The sequence below is a fragment of the Dorea sp. Marseille-P4042 genome (assembly GCF_900290215.1).
GTDB classification, from domain to species: domain Bacteria; phylum Bacillota; class Clostridia; order Lachnospirales; family Lachnospiraceae; genus Dorea; species Dorea formicigenerans.
This window is the reverse complement of record NZ_OLMI01000002.1, coordinates 1,528,864-1,547,324: the sequence shown is the minus strand read 5'-3', so window position 1 is coordinate 1,547,324 and position 18,461 is coordinate 1,528,864. Positions and strand designations below refer to the sequence as shown.

Genomic DNA, 18,461 nt, shown 5'->3' with positions numbered 1-18,461 from the left:
AATAGAAGAATATAGAAGAATGAAAATAGTTAGGAACAGATATGAAAAATAAAGAACAGAGATTAATCGAAAATATGAAAATGATATCTGTAGAACTTACGGATAAACAGGTATCTCAGTTCATCAAATTCTATGAAATGCTTGTAGAGTGGAATAAGGTTATGAACCTCACAGGAATTACAGAATATGATGAAGTAGTTATGAAACATTTTGTGGATAGCTTGTCTATTGTGAAAGTAAATGGATTTGATAATGTAACGTCTATTATTGACGTAGGAACTGGAGCAGGATTTCCGGGTATTCCACTAAAAATAGTATTCCCAGAGATAAAAATTACATTATTAGATTCATTGAACAAGCGAATTAAGTTCTTAAATGCTGTTATAGATGAACTTGAGCTGGAAAATATAGAAACAATACACGGAAGAGCAGAGGACTTTTCGAAGAAAGAAGATTACCGTGAACAATATGATCTGTGTGTTTCCCGTGCAGTAGCAAATCTGGCGACTTTATCAGAATATTGTCTTCCTTATGTAAAAGTAGGTGGATGTTTTATACCTTATAAATCCGGAGAAATTGATGAAGAGTTAAACAACTCAAAAAAAGCAGTACAGATATTAGGCGGAAAAATCGAAGAAGTGGTAAAATTCCAGTTGCCAGATACAGATATCGGAAGATCATTTGTAAAAATAAAGAAGAACAAGAATACTGCAAAGAAATATCCACGAAAAGCAGGCTTGCCGGCGAAAGAACCATTATAAGATTGAGATGTTTCACGTGAAACATTATATAAAAGTATAATAGTAATAGTAAATAGAAAAAGGACTTTCTCAAACAGGTCATTTCAATTCATTGCTGCGTCGTATATCAGCTGGGAGTCAATCCCTCAGCTGATATACCCTCCGGCAGGATTGCAGAGGTGCTCAGTAGAAGTATGTCATGCAATTGCATGACGCGCACCTCGCAGCAAGAATGCCGAGGCATTCTTGAATATTATATCAAAAATTAAACTCGTCTCAAAGAGACTCAGACAATAATTTTTGATATAAAACTATACTCGCAATGAATTGAAAAACAACCTATGTTTGAAAAAGTCCTTTTTCTATTATATATCGTAGTCACTACTTATATATAAGAATGTTTCACGTGAAACGTTGAAAAGAAGTGAAGATAAGAATATCCATTTCAATCCTGTGTTAAAGGCGTATATGATTATATCAAAATTAAACTTGTCTCAAAGAGACTCAAACAGTAATTTTTGATATAAAACTATACTCGCAATGAATTATAAAAACAACCTAAGTTTGAGGACTCTCTTTTTCTATTTCATATCCATAACTATTTTGTATATAAAAATATGTTTCACGTGAAACATGAAAAGAAGTGAAGATAAGAACGTCCATCTTAATTCATTAGTGCGTTGTATAAATTATATCAAAATTAAATTCGTCTCTACGAGACTCAGACGATAATTTTTGATATAACACTATACTTGAAATGGATAAAAAAAACAACCTAAGTTTGAGAACTCTTTTTTTATTTCATATCCAGAACTTTTTTTATATAACTATGTTTCACGTGAAACATTAAAAAGAGTAAAGCACAGATTCGTTACTCTCGACGCGAGAATAAAAGTAATGGGAGCGTAGTAGAAATATGTCATGCAATTGCATGACGCGCACCTCGTAGCAAGAATGCCGAGGCATTCTTGAATCTTATATCCTTATTTTCACAAATTCAGACAAAAAACTATGTTTCACGTGAAACATTTGTGGTATACTATAACTTGTAACGAAATGTAGAATGAAAGGTGAATTAATAATATGGGGAGAATTATTGCCGTAGCTAATCAGAAAGGCGGAGTTGGTAAGACTACCACATCTATCAACCTTGCAGCTTGCCTTGCTGAAAAAGGGAAAAAGGTTCTTGCTGTTGATATGGATCCACAGGGAAATCTCACCAGTGGTCTGGGTGTAGATAAAGATTCTGTGGAAAAGTCTATTTATGAACTGATTATTGGAGAAGTTGATATCAAAGAAGTAATTAATAAAGAAGTTCTTGAAAATCTTGATATTATTCCGACCAGTATTGATTTGTCAGCAGCAGAAATTGAATTGATTGGTGTAGATGATAAAGAATATATTCTTAGAAATGCAATTGATCAGGTAAAAGATCAGTATGATTTTGTAATTATAGACTGTCCACCATCTTTGAGTATGCTGACGATTAATGCTATGACTACGGCAGACTCTGTTATTGTACCGATTCAGTGTGAGTACTATGCATTGGAAGGACTCAGCCAGTTAATACATACAGTTGAATTAGTAAAAGACAGATTGAATTCAAAATTAGAAATAGAAGGTGTCGTATTTACAATGTATGATGCCAGAACGAATCTGTCTCTTCAGGTAGTTGAGAATGTGAAAGACAATCTGCAACAGAATATATATAAAACTATAATTCCTAGAAATATTCGACTGGCAGAGGCACCAAGTTACGGATTGCCAATTAATAAGTATGATCCAAAATCAACAGGAGCAGAAAGCTATATGAGATTGGCTGATGAGGTTATCGAAAGAGAAGAATAAAAAATAAGGAGGTTCCCATGGCTGTTAAGAAAAAAGGATTGGGAAAAGGACTTGATAGTCTGATTCCTGAGAAATCAAATAAGCCATTAGCAAAAGAGCCGGCTGAAGAAAAGAGGGAGTCTGAGTCTGGTTCTGGTATTCAAATGATGAAAATCAATATGGTTGAGCCGAATCGAGATCAACCGCGTAAAAAGTTTGATGAAGATGCAATTCTTGAACTGGCAGATTCAATTAAACAATTCGGAGTACTGCAACCGCTTCTTGTAAGAAAGAATAAAGATTATTATGAGATTATTGCAGGAGAGAGACGTTGGAGAGCTGCCAAACAGGCCGGAGTCAAAGAAGTCCCTGTTATTGTAAAAGAGTATACAGAACAGGAAATAGTAGAAATCGGTTTAATTGAAAATATCCAGAGAGAAAACTTAAATCCAATTGAAGAAGCAATGGCATTTAAGAGATTGTTGGAAGAATTTAATCTGAAACAGGATGAAGTGGCCGAGCGTGTATCAAAAAGCAGAACTGCAGTCACAAACTCTATGCGACTTCTGAAATTGGACGAGCGTGTTCAGCAAATGATTATTGATGACATGATCTCGACCGGACATGCAAGAGCATTACTTGCAATTGACGATAAGGATGAACAGTATAATCTGGCAAACCGGATATTTGATGAAAAATTAAGTGTACGTGATACAGAAAAGCTTGTAAAAGAAATCAAAAATCCGAAAAAGCCAAAAGAAAAAGTAAAGACCGTAAATGATTTCATTTATAAAGACCTTGCGAATAAAATGAAAGAAGTTATGGGTACAAAAGTTAGTATAGCATCTAAAGGAAATGGAAAAGGTAAAATAGAGATAGAATACTATTCTGATGAGGAATTAGAACGAATGTTCGATATGATTATGAGCATTGGAAAGGAAGAATAATATGGAAAGCAAGATACTGAATGCACTGGGGATAGATCCAGCATTTATTTTCCTGTTTATGCTGATTCTATTCGTAGTTTTGTTTATACTATATGTAAATGTAACCATGAAATACAATCGTTTGAAAAACAGCTATGCAACATTTATGAAAGGGAAAGATGGAAAATCCCTTGAGCAGAGTCTGAAAGATAAATTCGAGGAAGCAGAGGCGGTTCTTAAGTTTACAAAGCAGAACAGAACAGAAATCCGTGAGTTAAACCGTAAATTAGAGACAAATTACCAGAAAGTCGGAATTGTAAAATACGATGCATTTAACGAGATGGGTGGAAAACTGAGTTTTGCACTTGCTATGCTGGATGGAAATGACAGCGGCTGGATCATCAATGCAATGCACAGTCGTGAAGGATGTTACACTTATGTGAAAGAAATCGTAAAAGGTGAAAGCTATGTAGAGCTTGCTGAGGAAGAGGCAGAGGCACTGGATAAAGCCATTTTCCATGATATAGAAAAGATTGAAAAAAGCGAGATTATTGAAAAATAAGGAGGATATGAGAGATGTTAGATATCAAATTTGTCAGAAATAACCCGGAGGTCGTAAAACAGAATATCAAAAATAAATTCCAGGATGATAAGCTTCCACTGGTTGATGAAGTTATCGAATTAGATCAGAGAAATCGTGAGATTAAACAGGAAGTAGAGGCTCTTCGTGCTGATAAGAATCAGATTTCCAAACAGATTGGTGCATGTATGGCACAGGGAAAGAAAGAAGAAGCAGAAGAGTTAAAGAAAAAAGTTCAGGAAAATGCAGAACGAGTAGAGGCTTTATCTAAAGAAGAAAAAGAAGTAGAAGCTAAAATCAAACAGAATATGATGATTATTCCAAATATTATCGATCCTTCTGTACCAATTGGAAAAGACGACAGCGAGAACGTTGAAATTGAAAAATTCGGTGAGCCGGTCGTACCTGATTACGAAATTCCATATCATACAGATATTATGGAAAGCTTTAATGGAATCGACCTTGAAAGTGCCGGAAAAGTAGCCGGAAATGGATTCTATTACCTTATGGGAGATATTGCAAGACTTCACTCTGCAGTTATTTCTTATGCAAGAGATTTCATGATCGACAGAGGATTTACTTACTGCATTCCTCCATTTATGATCAGAAGTAATGTAGTAACAGGAGTTATGAGCTTTGCAGAGATGGATGCCATGATGTACAAAATAGAGGGCGAAGACCTGTATCTGATCGGTACAAGTGAGCATTCCATGATTGGTAAATTCATCGATACAATGCTGACAGAGGATCAGCTTCCACAGACACTTACAAGTTATTCTCCATGTTTCCGTAAAGAAAAAGGAGCACATGGTATTGAGGAAAGAGGAGTATACCGTATCCACCAGTTTGAGAAACAGGAAATGATCGTTGTATGTAAACCGGAAGAGAGCAAGATGTGGTATGACAAATTATGGCAGAACACAGTAGATCTGTTCCGTTCTATGGATATCCCGGTCCGTACACTTGAGTGCTGCTCTGGAGATCTGGCAGATCTGAAAGTAAAATCCTGTGACGTTGAGGCATGGTCACCAAGACAGAAGAAATACTTCGAGGTCGGAAGCTGCTCTAACCTTGGAGATGCTCAGGCAAGAAGACTTGGAATCCGTGTAAAAGACGCTGATGGAAACAAATATTTTGCAAACACACTGAATAATACTGTAGTAGCACCACCAAGAATGCTGATTGCATTTCTGGAGAACAATCTTCAGGCAGATGGTTCTGTAAGAATCCCAGAGGTACTTCGTCCATATATGGGTGGTATGACTGAAATCAAAAGGAAATAAAAATGCATCAATATCTGAATGCCATAGGATTTGGCAGCATGAAGTCAAAAAAAGAATTATATGAGATACTGGATAAAGTAGAACAGCAATATACGTGTCATGAGCTTGTATATCAGGACGAAGAATTAGATTTTTGTGAATATCAGAAGGAATTCGGACCTGGAATGGGGATATGTCTGTGCGGAGACATGGATTCTGTGGATAACTTTACGAAAAGATATTATTATCCATATTTTCTTGGAACAGGAATCACGTCCTATGCAGATATCACGATTGAGCGCAGAATGGACAGAGAGGCCTATGTAGGAATCTGTGAAGATGCAAAAATCGGAATTACGATTATATTTTATCTGCAAAATGTGCCACAGTATTTGAAGGAAAAGCAATTGAGCGGTAACAAGATGAACTATACATCTGTAACGCTTGCAGGATTATGCGAGTCAGGGACTATATTGCTGCCGGTAAAGAAAGATCATTCACAAAAAGAACGACAGAGAGAAGAGGTGTATAACCGCATGCAGCTTCTCTCTGCTGCAAAATCTGGAGATCCCAATGCAATCGAGACGCTCACACTGGAAGACATTGATACTTACTCAAAGGTGTCAAGGCGACTGGTGACGGAAGACGTATTCAGCATTGTGGATACATACATCATGCCGTATAGTGTGGAGTGTGACCGATATTCCATATTAGGTGAGATCCAGGAACTCCATGAAATCGTGAATGAGTATACAGGGGAAAATGTTTACGTGATGAAATTAGACGTAAATGGCCTCGTATTTGACGTTTGCGTGCCGAGACAGGGACTTCTTGGGGAACCGGCAGTAGGACGCAGATTTAAGGCGAATATGTGGCTTCAGGGCTATATTAATTATTAGTATCTGACTATAAGATGATTATAAGACTGAAAATGTAAGATAACAAGAGAGCAGGGGATTACCTGCTCTCTTGTGTATTAGACGGTTATGTATCACACACTAAAATCATGAAACATCATCAGAAAACAACTTGATAAAATATAAATATACAGAATATTCTATGGAAATAATACAATTATAAATTAATTAAAATAAATATCATAAATAGTATTGACAAAATAAAACCTAGATGGTATTATATAGTCAATCCAAAGGAAAACAAAATATCAAATCAAAAAAGATTTAATATAAGATATGATCAAAAAAATTAAATGATAAAGAAGAACCAAAAAAGTTCAGTAAAAAAATTTAATGAAAAGATTAAATTGAAAATTAAATCAACAAATTTTAGATTAAGATAGAATAACCTAAAATACCCCAAAAGGTTAAATCGAAATTCGTATAAGAAGATTTGATAGAATAATTCCTTAGGAATCATCGATAGAAGTCCTGACGAGAAAGGGACGAACGAAATAGAAAGGAAGGAGGCTTAAACCGTTGGACAATTCAGAATCTATAAATAGTCAATATGTTGGTGGTATGGCAAATGGAAGTTCCCACAGAATAAGCCTTAACCATAGATCATAAAAATCCGGTAAGAAGATTGAATAAAAAAAGATAAATCGGAGAAGAAAAGATAACCGGTATAAAAGAGAAAACATTTGCAGAACATATTGAGGATAAAGATACCGCAGTAATTCAAGGAATTAGAAGATGTGTAAAGAAACATCGAACTAATCGAGATTTATATAAAAATGAGTTCTATAAAGAAGAGATGCTATAGACGGAATAGCTGGATGGTCGTAGAGTATATTGAAGAATCTCATGGAAGAGAATGATAGCGATAACTACTATGAGAAAGTTATAGATAGGGAATAGTAAGGAACTTCAATATAGAAGATGAGGGTTATATAAATCAAATCAATGAAGCGTAAATCGGCGACTTTGAATTACATGTTATAGTTCTAAAAGAAAGGAAAACAGGCAGGGAACAAGATCAACAGAAACCTCCGATAATAAAAAATATGAATATAATGAAATTTAATATAAAGTAGCCATTATAATTAAGGATAATTATAATGGCTACTTTAATGTGGAAAACTTTTCAGAAATCCTGGATGAAGTGGAAATCATATATAATAATAACAAAGTGACTTACAGGGAAAAAGGTTATATTAAAAATAACGATAGGCGGAGTTTTATGCTTACTATTGTATATGGTGATGAGCCAAAATGTATTTACAATACAAATGTTTATTTTAAAAATACTTATGAATCGGAGTGGATGGAATCCAGTCTGGCTAAAGAGATGATAAAAGATATTGATAAATCAGAAGTTGTCAGTAGTGAGTGTATTGTAAGCCCGGTTTTAGGGCAGATACCACCAGAAAGATTATCAGGTGGTGTAAAAACATTATTGCTGATTCTGAACGAACCAGATAAGATATTCAATGCATCAACATGTGGAGATAACTGTGCAAAATGGATATTGGAAATCGGTAAAAGAATTGACGTGACAATTAATCTCAGACATATGATGAGCTTTGGAAAAGACACCCAATTTGATATAGAGGTTCAAAATGGTGGAAAAATCGTACATTCTATGAGGGAATTATTACCTTTAGCAAGTAAATATTTAAATGAAGCAGGAGTAAGATAAATGAAAGGTTCACATAGAGTAATTGTAGAATCAAAGAAAGTAAAATATGATTTTGTTTTGAAACGAAATATTACAATTTTAACCGGCGATAGTGGTTCTGGGAAAACGGTATTAATAGATCTTATTCGTGATTATAACAGATATGGAACGGACAGTGGAGTTTTTCTTTCTTGTGACTGTGAATGTAAGACGATTAATAATGAAGATTGGGAAAGACAGATTGAGGAAACATCAGGAAACATTATATTTATCGATGAAGGAAATCGTTTTTTAATTTCGAAAAGATTTGCAGAACTTGTAAAGCAATCAGACAATTATTTTGTACTTGCAACGAGAGAAAAACTTCCTACACTTTCTTATAGCATTAATGAAATCTACGGATTCCGTGAGTCAGAAAAATTTCGTGAGGCAAAACAAAAGTATAATGAGATATATCATTTATATGGGGAGATATCTGAAAACAACCCTGTGAATCCTGAGTACGTAATTACAGAGGATTTGAATTCAGGATATGAATTTTTTGAACATTTGTGCACAGAAAAAGGTATAAAATGTGCTTCTGCTTAAAGCAAATGTAGTGCCTGAATTAAATGTGAATGTTATTCTCAAACAACCGGAAGATTATGTAGACAGTAAGAAATATGTAAGCTGGGAGAGATATTTTACGGATTTATTAGTGGATAATACAAGGAATAGTCCAATATGGGCGTATTCTAAGAGAAAATTGCAGAAAATGTATTTGTCATCAAAGGTGGTAAATGCTGTGAAAAAAATTATGAAATTAATTGAGTGGGATAACTCTTGATGATAATGTGGAAAAATACATGAATCAGAGACTATAACGTGGAAAACTAACAGGAGAGAAGAAAAGGAAGAATCTTTGCGGTTGTATCATAGCCATTCAAGATTGGCATCTGAATATCCATAAGAATCAGATCATAGTATCCTTCATCCGATTCTTCCAGTTTATCAAAACATTCCTGACCGTCTTTGACCCAGTCAATCAGAAAACCCTCTTCTTTTCATAGCTCTATCACGATTTCAGCATTTAATTCATCGTTATCTTCAATAATTTAAAATTATGTTAAGAACTAATTGCATTTTACACCAACATTTCCATTGTACGCAAGGAAAACGTTATCAGTACAATGGAAAAACGTCCTATAACTTTTTGGCAAAATCTATTCAAATTTTTAACTTCTGTGATATAATGCTTTATTATAAAAACATCAGATAGATAAAATGAGGTAAAATCAGGTGAAGAAAAAAACGCTTGTTCCTCTTATCGTTTTTTTACTGGGCATATGCCTTGTTAGTTTAGTTGTATACAAAACAGATACCCATGAAAAAGAGCAGAGCCGCACAACAGCACAATTAAATGCAACAACCTATGGGGAACGTATAAAGAATGAGATTACAAATGGAATAGAGATTACAGATGTTCTGAAACAGCTTTTGATCAGTGAAAATGGAGAAATCAATCAATTTGACACAATTGCAGAAAATATTATGTCGGATTCTGTTGAAAGCGTACAGCTTGCTCCGGCTGGCATTGTAACGGATATTTATCCGGCCGAGGGAAATGAGACAGGTAAGATTGATCTGATTCATGATAAAGACCGTGGTGGAATTTCCATATATGCAAGAGATCATCATACAATCGTTACACAGGGGCCTTTTGAATTGAAACAGGGGGGATATGGAATTGCTGTCCGCAATCCTATTTATCTGAAAGATGAAAACGGACAGGAATATTTTTGGGGATTTACCATTGTTATCCTTCGTGTTCCGGAAATTTTTTCAGACGCAACAAGTGCACTTTCGAAGTTTGGATATGAATATAGTCTTTCAAAAACGGATAATCCATGGAGTGATAATTATAAAGTTGTTTATCAGTCAGATCGTCAGTTAACGAATCCGGTTTCCTATGACTTTACGATAGGAGAGGAGAACTGGAAGTTTGAAGTAACGCCTGAAAATGGCTGGGGAAACAATACATTAATAGCAGTAATCGGTGTTTTCTTTATTGCGATTACCTTGCTTTTGGCAGTTCTTACCCGGGTATGGCTGGTATCAAAAGAAAATAAAAACAAATTTCAAATACTGGCGTACACAGATTCTCTTACAGGTATTTACAACCGCTATGGATTCGATGAACTGGCAGAACAGATGATTACTAAAAATCCGGAAGCAAAATTTGTGGCTGTACTCCTTGATATTGATGATTTTAAGTTTGTTAATGATATCTATGGGCATGTCTGTGGAGACAATGCATTAAAGAGTCTGGCAGACAGTATGAAAGCTTTTTTCCCGTCTGGTGCGTTATTAGGAAGAAACGGCGGCGATGAGTTCGTTATTCTTTTAAAAGATTATTCCTACGATGATGTAAAAGAGAAGCTACAGCAATTCACTATGGCTCCAAAGACATTTTCATACAAGGGAAAAGAACATCAATTTTATATTTCTCTTGGATATGCGGAATATCCGACATTTGCGTCTAATCGTTCACAGCTTATGCGCTGTGCAGATGCAGCCCTTTACGAAATAAAACTTCATGGGAAAAATGGCTGTATGGCTTATAAGGAAGGGCTTGAATTAATGGCTCGTAAACAACTTGGATTTGCATTCAAGGATATCTCCGAGAACCTTCCAGGAGCATTTATCATATACAGAGCAGACAAAGAAGATGACGAACTCTTTTATGCAAATCAGGAGTTTCTTCATATGGCCGGATATAAAGATATGGATGAACTATTCAGACTTACAAAGAAAAGTTTCCGCAACCTGATACGCGAAGATGAGCAGAAGAAGATAGAAGCAAGCATTTGGAAACAGATTGATAATGGCAATGAAAATGATTATATCCACTTTCATTTACGAAGAGCGGATGGAGCGTATCTGCCTGTGCTTGACCATGGGAGAATTGTTGAGAGCCAGCAATATGGCAAAGTATTTTATGTATTGTTCATGGACTGGGAGGATATGAATAGTCATTACAGTGAAAAATTTTCCGGATAATCAAAGGAAATATTGTAAAAAATATTGTTGTAAATAGAAAAATCCTGCTCATATTCATATATTGAACAGGATTTTGTCTTTTTGATTTTGTTAAAATTAGCTCCAGAAATCTGTTTTTTGACGAAGACCGATGTCTGCACTTTTAAAAACCGGGTTGATTCCTTGTTTTAGCTGTGCTTCATAATCTTGGATTGCTTTAAATGCAATCCCTGATAAGATCAGGATAACCGGAATGTTAATGAGCGCCATAACCCCCATCAGTACATCGGAAAGATCCCACAAAAGAGACATCTCCATTCCTGCGCCCAGAAAGATTACAAGTGCCGATACCAGTCTGAAGCCTTTCATAAAAGCTTTTTCCGGCTGTTTTTTGTGAATATAGATTAAAAGATTGTCACAATAGAAACAGTTTCCGAGCAGAGTTGTAAATGCAAAAAATACCATTGCAACTGTAATAAAGATCGGCCCGAAAGAACCAAGTGATTCCTGAAGTGATGCCTGCACCCATGGTGCTCCCTGCAATTCTTTTGCCGGATCTATTCCGGATGACATACACATCATAGCTGTTGCTGTACAAAGCAACAAAGTATCAATAAATACGGATAACATCTGTACCAGCCCCTGTTTTACCGGATGGCTGACATTTGCCGCAGCTGATGCATTCGGAGCCGAACCGATACCTGCCTCATTGGAATAGAGACCCCGGCGGATTCCCTGCATCATGGCCGAACCGGAAAATGCTCCGAAAATTGCTTTAAAATCAAATGCTTCTTCAAAAATGCGCACAAACATTGCAGGCACATTCTGAATATTGATAATTACTACCAGAAGTGAAATCCCAATATAAGCAATCCCCATTACCGGTACAACCATTGACGTTACTTTTACGATACGTGATCCGCCGCCAAGCAGACACCAGCCCGTCAGCACTGCCAAAATTCCACCGATGATCCAGGGACTCATCTTTGCATCATAAAAAGAAAATACTGAAAATGTAGACTGCAGATTATAAGATGCCAGCATATTAAAGCCAAATGCGTAGGTTAAAATCATTGCAACGCAGAAAACAATTGCCAGCGGGCGATAATGAAGTGCCGCTTCAATATAGTAAGCCGGTCCTCCATAACAGCTTCCGTCTTTTCCTTTTTTCTTATAAATCTGTGCCAATGTACTCTCGATCAGTGCAGATGCACTTCCGATGATCGCAATCACCCACATCCAGAATACAGAACCAAATCCACCTATACAAATCGCCGATGAAACCCCGACAATATTTCCCGTTCCCACACGGGATGCTGTTGAAACCATAAGTGCTTGAAAAGAGGAAATTGCCCCTTTATCCTCCGGCTTTTCCATCACGGATCCACAAGCATTCTTAAATAATCTTACCTGCGGAAATCTTGTGCGGACTGTAAAATATACTCCCGCACCAATCAGTAGAATGACCAGCAGCTTGCTGTACATAAAAGAACTGATTGTACCAATAATTGTTTGAAACATACCTTCTTTCCTTTCCCTGTTTGCTGTCAATATATTAACGGAAAGAAGATGAATTTGCAAGTTTTTTTACATTTAAAATTGTTGTTGACGATAGGGAAAGATATCAGTTTTGTTTTGAAAAAATTAAATATTCTCCATAACTAGATCCTTTATAACATTGTTTATTTTTCAAGAATTTGCGGATCAAGGAGGAAGTCATAAATGTTTACAGTCAAGATACCATAGTCATCATAATAGGGCTGTACAATATCTTTTGTGATAACAATCTTTTTGAAGGAATCATCAATTTTCCTGAACGGTCTGATTTCCTGAATGCGTTTCGTTTCATCTGGCAGCGAGTAAGCCGACTGGATATAGTATCTGGATGAACCAAGATTGCATACAAAATCAACTTCAAGTTGTTTACGGATAACCTTACCTTCCTGATTTCTTTCTGCAATTGGTATTACGCCCACGTCCACACTGTAACCACGCATACGAAGTTCATTATAAATCACATTCTCCATAGAATGAGTCTGCTCAAACTGACGGAAATTGATTCTAGCATTGCGAAGACCAAGATCGGAAAAATAATATTTCTTAGGTGTTTCAATATATGCTTTTCCTTTAATGTCATATCTTTGTGCTGATTCAATCAGGAAAGAATCCTCAAAATAATCCAGATATTTCTTAATGGTAGTGGAAGTGATTCTGGATTTCTTTACCGTCTTGAAAGTATTCTTCAATTTTTCCGGGTTGGTCAGCGAACCGATGGCAGAGGAAAGAATATTCAGAAGATCTTCCAATTCTCCGATATTCCTCACTTGGTTACGTTTGGTAATATCTCGAAGATAAATCTCATTGAACAGATTCTGCAATGCAACTGCCTTATCGTTTGCTCCCTCACGAAGAACAACTAGAGGAATACCGCCATACAGCATATATTCAGATAATCCCATGTACTTATCACCGCTGTAAATGGTCATAAACTCAGCAAAACTCAGGGGATACATATGAACCTCGTCACCACGACCGGCGAACTCGGTGGCTATATCTTTAGACAAAAGTTTTGCATTACTTCCTGTCACAAATACATCCATATTATCTTTGCGAAGATAGCCATTCAAAACAGCTTCAAAACAATCTAACATCTGAATTTCATCAAGCAGCAGATAATACATTTCTTCACCTACAACTTTGGAACGGATATAAGCCATAAACTTTTCGGGGTCAACTCCACGCTTTTCCTTTTCAATCTGAATCAGGCTTTCGCCAATCAGATAAAGATCATCGGCTGAATCAAAAGCAAAGCGAATGATGTGGTCAGCATCAACTCCGCTTTCTAATAAATGATGATAAAACAGATTATTCAGTAAATAGGATTTTCCACATCGACGAATACCAGTAATTACCTTAATCAATCCATTATTCTTTCTTTTTATCAATTTATCCAAATAAAAATCTCTGCGAATCTCCATCTTAAAACCTCACTATAAAAGATTTTTGCAACATGTTGCATTTTTCTATTCTAGTATATCCGGATGGACTTCAAAAATCAATATATCAGCCGGACATTGAAATAGATTTTTGTAACTTGTTGCGTATTTCTATTCCACAATCATATTATATTCTTCAGAAGCAGTGTTTATCCCGCATTTTAGTCGTGTTTTTTCATTACTTCATCGTCTTCGCCAGTGAATTGAGCAATGCCCGCAGGGATTCTCGTATGCTCTCAATAGTCTATCTCTTATCCCATTTTCTATTTTTGTTTCCATAGCATGGTGTACTCTTTTTCACCAGTAGCTTCATCCAAATCTTCACATTGAATAATGAACCCTTCTCTTTGGTAAAAAGAAATTGCTCTGGCATTCTTCTGGTATACATTTAATCGTATGTGGCGATGGGAGCAACATGGCTCTCTACCATACTTCCATCTGCCGGAATTGGCATGCAGAACAATTTCCTTTCTCAGCTTGCAGATTTCAATTATCTGAATATCGGTGGAACGAGTTTCTGGACACCGCATGTTATTTTGATTTCCAGAGCCGCCGTTTCTTTGTATTTGCACAAACATATGATGAATTTTCCGGAAATATTGTGGTTAATAGCGATTTAAACTGTTGTATTTGTTTAAAAATTAAAAAATATCTAATGAGTCTTCTGCATCTACCCACATCTGCAAATTTCCATCAAGATATAATTTTGCATATTCAAGAGGTTCATCAATGGCGAGTGCGTTTAATGCACAGTCTGATCCTGGTGTGGTTTTTAAGTTCTTTTCAGCTTCCCAACAGTCAATAGGGGAAATGTACCCACTCGTGTCATTTTCCCACTTGCTAGACGTTGCACTGGGGCAGCGCCCCCTAATACCCCCACCCGTACCATTTTGCAAAACGACAAAATGATTGCCCCACAGACGGCGCAACAAAACTAAAACCACTGACGAACAATTTTGTAATTTCTTCACGGTGAGGAAGTTTTGAAAGGAGAAATAATAAATGGCTGAAAAAGATAGAGTTCGCACAAAGCAATTCCGTTTTACTTTGCTTCCAGAGGAAAATGCTATGCTCACAAAAAATGCTTTTGAGTACGGCTTATCGAAATCGAAATATTTAAGAAAACTGATTCTTGCAGAATCGTTGGCAGGTAAGCAGTGGCACATGGATGGAGACCAGGCAAAGCAGTTGAAATACGATGATGCAACCTGACTTTCAGAGTTGAATAGTAAAATATGGTGCTAAGCCAAGGATTAAAACCTATGGCTTAGCATTTTTTTGATTTCTCCATCGCTCAGAAAATAGGGCATCAGTGGCAGGTTGCAAAGTATTAAGCAGTTAAAGACAAAAATCCAAGAAGATATTTACTAATCTTATTGACATAGAACAAAAAATGAATATAATCATAGTTGAATAACTATTCAACTGTGATTATACGAGGTGAGTGTATGTCTAAACCGTCTTATATTTGTAATTGTGATGTGATTCATGAGGATATTGTGAATGATGTGAAATCCAAGATGCAACCCAAAGATGATTATATCCAGTTGGCATCTTTATTTAAGCTATTTGGAGATGGTACCAGAGTACAAATCTTACACGCTCTGGAACAGAGTGAGATGTGTGTATGTGATCTTGCTGTGCTACTGGGGGTAACAAAATCTGCAATTTCGCATCAGTTAAAGGCATTACGCCTTGCGAATCTGGTAAAATTCCGTAAAGAAGCACAGATAGTTTACTACTCGCTGGCAGATGATCATGTGAAAGAGATTATTGACAAGGGATTTGAGCATCTTTGGCAGAAATAATATTTTTTAACATTATAATTGAGTAATTGAACAACTAAACAAATTATAAGGAGATTATCATGAAACGCATATTTCTATTAAAAGGGTTGGACTGTCCAAATTGTTCCGCAAAAATTGAAAAAGAAGTCGGAGAGTTGGATGGAGTGCAATCCTCAGTGGTAAATCTGATGAAGCAGACGCTTACAATCAATGTTGCCCAGACAGCCGCAGATACGATAGCCAGTCAGATTGAAACGATTGTCCACAGCCATGAGCCAGATGTAGAAGTTTCCGAAATTGTACAGGAATACTATATACCTGCAAAAAAACAGGATACCAATACATCCTATAACAATGAAGACAAGAAGTTGACGATTCGTTTAGCGATTGGCGCAGCAATCTATGGTATTGGTATGGCATTGACAGTTTTTGCGAAAGTGCCACTGCCTGTCGAGTTAGCTTTTCTCATTGTTTCTTATGTTATTCTTGGTGGAGATGTTGTATGGCAGGCTGTGAGGAACATTTCAAAGGGGCGTGTATTTGATGAACATTTTTTGATGAGTGTTTCTACGATTGGGGCTTTTGTCATTGGTGAATATCCAGAAGCAGTTGCTGTTATGTTATTCTATCAGGTAGGTGAATTTTTTCAGTCATTGGCTGTTAAGCGTTCCAGAAAATCTATATCAGACTTAATGGATATACGTCCAGATTCTGCTACAGTAAGAAGAAATGGGGAATTGATTACAACATCTCCAGAAAATGTCTCCATTGGTGAGATTATTATTGTAAAGCCTGGTGAAAAAATTCCATTAGACGGTGTGGTATTGGATGGAGATTCTATGCTGGATACAAGGGCCTTAACAGGAGAATCAGTTCCGAGAAGTGTTCATAAAGGAGACGAAGCACTTTCCGGTTGTATGAATCAGACGGGTGTCTTAATGATTAAGACAACAAAAGCATTTGGTGAATCTACGGCTTCAAAGATTATTGATCTTGTGGAAAATGCGTCAAGCCGAAAAGCACCAACAGAAAATTTCATTACTACATTTGCACGTTATTACACTCCTGTTGTTGTAATCTTAGCAGCTATTCTGGCAATTCTGCCACCGATCCTTTTTGGTGGAGGTTGGACAGAGTGGATTCGCAGAGGATTTGTTTTCCTTGTGGTATCTTGCCCATGTGCATTGGTCATTTCAATTCCGCTGACTTTCTTCGGAGGTATTGGTGCGGCATCTAAACGAGGTGTTCTTGTAAAAGGAAGTAATTATTTAGAGGCGCTTAATAATGTCAGCATTATTGTGTTCGATAAAACTGGAACACTTACAAAGGGTGTTTTCAATGTGACTGATATTCTGCCTGCAAATGGATTTTCAAAAGAACAGGTTCTGGAGTATGCGGCCCAGGCAGAGAGCTTTTCTAACCATCCTATTGCAAAATCCATTCTTGCTGCTTGTGGAAAAGAAATTGATCAGTCAGTGATTTCTGATTATAAGGAAATTTCAGGATATGGAATCAGTGTAATGGCAGGGGAAAAGAAAGTTTTTGCTGGCAATACGAAACTTATGGATTCAGAGCATGTGAAGTACACAGCCTGTGAAAAAGTTGGTACAAAGGTTTATGTAGCAGTAGATGGTCAATATGCCGGATGCATTTTGATAACAGATGAAGTAAAGCCGGACAGCAAAAAAGCAATTTCTGATTTGAAACATATCGGTGTGGAAAAAACAGTCATGCTTACTGGTGATGATGAAAAAATCGGAAAGGCTGTTGCGGAAGAATTGCAGTTGGATGAATATTATGCACAACTGTTTCCTGATCAAAAAGTGGAAAAGGTTGAGCTTTTAGACAGTAAAAAGAGACAGGGAAGCAAATTAGCTTTTGTTGGTGATGGTATCAATGACGCTCCTGTCCTTGCTCGTGCGGATGTTGGTATCGCAATGGGTGGTCTTGGTTCAGATGCGGCCATTGAAGCTGCAGATGTAGTTCTGATGACAGATGAACCATCTAAGCTGGTGGATGCGATTGATGTGGCAAAAGCGACAAAACAGATTGTCATGCAGAATATAGTGATTGCTCTTGGGATTAAGAGTGTATTCCTGATTCTTGGCGCTCTTGGTATTGCGGGAATGTGGGAAGCTGTATTTGGTGATGTAGGCGTTACCATAATTGCTGTTTTGAACGCAATGAGAATTTTGAAAAAATAGGAAATGAGGTGGGAATGTGAAACGAAAACTGATTCTGTTAGTTGTTACGATTGTTTTTCTTGTAGGTTTTGGTGTCATATTACATTCACCGCCTTCTATGATTGATGCAGTCACAGGAGCAACACCGAAGTCAAAAAAGGCGGCTCAAGCCTCCGCACAGTTGGAAGGCTCTTATGTTCTCGGTATTAATATGATGTCAGATGGTCTCGACAACGAGAACGCCCGGAATAAATTAAAAGAATTGGCACTGGACGATTCGGAAACAAATGAAACAGATCTCATGAAAACGGACATTAGTTTTCGGTTATATGTATCTGAGACGGATTATCCGCTTGTCAGTTATGCTAAGAAACTCTGTGACAGGTTGAAACAGGCCGGTTTTTCCGTAGATCTGAAAGAGTACAGTAACACAATGATGCTATCAAGAGTGATAAGTGAAAAGTATGATGTATTCCTGGCATCGGATGATTTTATTGACGTTACAACGCTAACACAGATAGACTATATGATCATGGACAGCGAAGAAATGAGGTGAGCGGGAATT

19 protein-coding genes and 1 pseudogene are annotated in these 18,461 nt (G+C 36.7%); 15 read left to right on the top strand and 5 right to left on the bottom strand.

The annotated features are described in order from the left end of the window. Positions 1–41 precede the first annotated feature (41 nt). The 9 genes from rsmG (at position 42) to C7E02_RS19840 (ending at position 8,738) form a co-directional block, all read left to right on the top strand. Positions 42–761 carry a 16S rRNA (guanine(527)-N(7))-methyltransferase RsmG gene (rsmG, locus tag C7E02_RS13250; RefSeq protein ID WP_105309790.1) on the top strand — a complete coding sequence of 240 codons (720 nt, stop codon included), beginning with the start codon at positions 42–44 and terminating at the stop codon, positions 759–761. Between the two features lie 1,062 nt (positions 762–1,823). After that, a complete protein-coding gene (locus C7E02_RS13245) occupies positions 1,824–2,588 on the top strand; it encodes a ParA family protein (RefSeq protein WP_005334704.1) in 765 nt (254 codons plus the stop codon). A gap of 17 nt (positions 2,589–2,605) precedes the next feature. After that, positions 2,606–3,514: a ParB/RepB/Spo0J family partition protein gene (locus C7E02_RS13240; protein WP_029731690.1), complete on the top strand. Its 909-nt coding sequence runs from the start codon at positions 2,606–2,608 to the stop codon at positions 3,512–3,514. Between the two features lies 1 nt (position 3,515). Continuing rightward, on the top strand, positions 3,516–4,055 hold the full coding sequence (locus C7E02_RS13235; protein WP_005334708.1) for a DUF4446 family protein: 540 nt from the start codon (positions 3,516–3,518) through the stop codon (positions 4,053–4,055). Between the two features lie 14 nt (positions 4,056–4,069). After that, a complete protein-coding gene (gene serS / locus C7E02_RS13230; protein ID WP_005334710.1) occupies positions 4,070–5,356 on the top strand; it encodes a serine--tRNA ligase in 1,287 nt (428 codons plus the stop codon). Between the two features lie 2 nt (positions 5,357–5,358). Further along, positions 5,359–6,234: a DUF3881 family protein gene (locus C7E02_RS13225; RefSeq protein ID WP_005334712.1), complete on the top strand. Its 876-nt coding sequence runs from the start codon at positions 5,359–5,361 to the stop codon at positions 6,232–6,234. Between the two features lie 1,240 nt (positions 6,235–7,474). Then, positions 7,475–7,933, top strand: coding sequence for a DUF4869 domain-containing protein (locus tag C7E02_RS13220; protein ID WP_105309789.1), 459 nt, complete (start codon positions 7,475–7,477; stop codon positions 7,931–7,933). Next, the gene (locus C7E02_RS13215; protein WP_242978825.1) at positions 7,934–8,500 is read left to right on the top strand and encodes a Fis family transcriptional regulator; all 567 of its coding nucleotides are present in this window, start codon (positions 7,934–7,936) and stop codon (positions 8,498–8,500) included. Continuing rightward, entirely contained in the window at positions 8,487–8,738 is a 252-nt protein-coding gene (locus tag C7E02_RS19840) for a hypothetical protein (protein ID WP_005342094.1), read from the top strand. Before C7E02_RS13215 ends, C7E02_RS19840 begins: the two co-directional genes overlap by 14 nt. A gap of 46 nt (positions 8,739–8,784) precedes the next feature. On the opposite strand, the gene C7E02_RS20515 is transcribed toward C7E02_RS19840, so the two are convergent. Next, on the bottom strand, positions 8,785–8,940 hold the full coding sequence (locus C7E02_RS20515; protein WP_304412965.1) for a response regulator: 156 nt from the start codon (positions 8,938–8,940) through the stop codon (positions 8,785–8,787). A gap of 250 nt (positions 8,941–9,190) precedes the next feature. On the opposite strand from C7E02_RS20515, the gene C7E02_RS13205 reads away from it, so the two are divergent. Beyond that, positions 9,191–10,951: a diguanylate cyclase domain-containing protein gene (locus C7E02_RS13205; protein ID WP_005342096.1), complete on the top strand. Its 1,761-nt coding sequence runs from the start codon at positions 9,191–9,193 to the stop codon at positions 10,949–10,951. Positions 10,952–11,047: 96 nt separating this feature from the next. Here C7E02_RS13205 and C7E02_RS13200 read toward each other — a convergent pair whose 3' ends face one another. The 3 genes and pseudogenes from C7E02_RS13200 to C7E02_RS20510 form a co-directional block, all read right to left on the bottom strand. Continuing rightward, positions 11,048–12,451: an alanine/glycine:cation symporter family protein gene (locus C7E02_RS13200; RefSeq protein WP_005342099.1), complete on the bottom strand. Its 1,404-nt coding sequence runs from the start codon at positions 12,449–12,451 to the stop codon at positions 11,048–11,050. A 161-nt stretch (positions 12,452–12,612) separates the two neighbouring features. Further along, positions 12,613–13,908 carry an ATP-binding protein gene (locus C7E02_RS13195; RefSeq protein WP_105309788.1) on the bottom strand — a complete coding sequence of 432 codons (1,296 nt, stop codon included), beginning with the start codon at positions 13,906–13,908 and terminating at the stop codon, positions 12,613–12,615. 281 nt (positions 13,909–14,189) lie between these two features. Beyond that, positions 14,190–14,324, bottom strand: a pseudogene (locus tag C7E02_RS20510) (GNAT family N-acetyltransferase); the annotation flags it as partial. 6 nt (positions 14,325–14,330) lie between these two features. Between C7E02_RS20510 and C7E02_RS19330 the strand changes: the two are divergent. Continuing rightward, the gene (locus C7E02_RS19330; RefSeq protein ID WP_162496217.1) at positions 14,331–14,546 is read left to right on the top strand and encodes a hypothetical protein; all 216 of its coding nucleotides are present in this window, start codon (positions 14,331–14,333) and stop codon (positions 14,544–14,546) included. A gap of 21 nt (positions 14,547–14,567) precedes the next feature. On the opposite strand, the gene C7E02_RS13185 is transcribed toward C7E02_RS19330, so the two are convergent. Next, the gene (locus C7E02_RS13185; protein WP_105309853.1) at positions 14,568–14,798 is read right to left on the bottom strand and encodes a DUF6061 family protein; all 231 of its coding nucleotides are present in this window, start codon (positions 14,796–14,798) and stop codon (positions 14,568–14,570) included. A 130-nt stretch (positions 14,799–14,928) separates the two neighbouring features. On the opposite strand from C7E02_RS13185, the gene C7E02_RS13180 reads away from it, so the two are divergent. From C7E02_RS13180 to C7E02_RS13165, 4 genes are all read left to right on the top strand, one after another. After that, the gene (locus C7E02_RS13180; RefSeq protein WP_242978824.1) at positions 14,929–15,138 is read left to right on the top strand and encodes a plasmid mobilization protein; all 210 of its coding nucleotides are present in this window, start codon (positions 14,929–14,931) and stop codon (positions 15,136–15,138) included. A 236-nt stretch (positions 15,139–15,374) separates the two neighbouring features. Beyond that, positions 15,375–15,734 carry an ArsR/SmtB family transcription factor gene (locus C7E02_RS13175; RefSeq protein WP_105309787.1) on the top strand — a complete coding sequence of 120 codons (360 nt, stop codon included), beginning with the start codon at positions 15,375–15,377 and terminating at the stop codon, positions 15,732–15,734. A gap of 59 nt (positions 15,735–15,793) precedes the next feature. Next, entirely contained in the window at positions 15,794–17,917 is a 2,124-nt protein-coding gene (locus tag C7E02_RS13170; RefSeq protein WP_105309786.1) for a heavy metal translocating P-type ATPase, read from the top strand. Positions 17,918–17,933: 16 nt separating this feature from the next. After that, positions 17,934–18,452 (top strand): DUF6921 family protein, encoded by a 519-nt coding sequence (locus C7E02_RS13165; protein ID WP_105309785.1) that lies wholly within the window; start codon positions 17,934–17,936, stop codon positions 18,450–18,452. Positions 18,453–18,461: the final 9 nt, after the last annotated feature.